This is a genomic window from Methylobacterium sp. AC315, from assembly GCF_979253755.1.
The window spans coordinates 1-254 of record NZ_CEEDEA010000099.1 but is presented as its reverse complement, the minus strand read 5'-3'; the positions used below and the strand labels follow the sequence as shown (position 1 = coordinate 254).

The 254-nt window shown below is 70.1% G+C and carries 1 protein-coding gene; it reads right to left on the bottom strand.

What is annotated here, in order from left to right; translation table 11 throughout:
- On the bottom strand, positions 1 to 254 hold a 254-nt coding region (locus tag AC0IY0_RS28850), incomplete at both ends, for an acyl-CoA dehydrogenase C-terminal domain-containing protein (protein WP_471766488.1).

Here is a 254-nt window from a genome sequence, read left to right as displayed (position 1 = left end):
GAGCCCGCCTTGATCCGCACCAGGCGCCAGGCAGTCTCCGGCAGCATGCGCTCCATGAAGCACCGGCCGGTGGTGAGCTTGGCCGCCCAGCGGGGCGAGGCGTCTTCCGCCTGCTTGGCCAGCGCCGCCTGGGCGATCCGCGCCCACATGTAGCCCAAAGCCACGAGGCCGAAGAGGTGCATGAAGGCCGTCGCCCCGGATACATCCCCAGCGCCAGGTTCGCCCCCGAGGCGAATTCCTGCATCGCCGTGTTG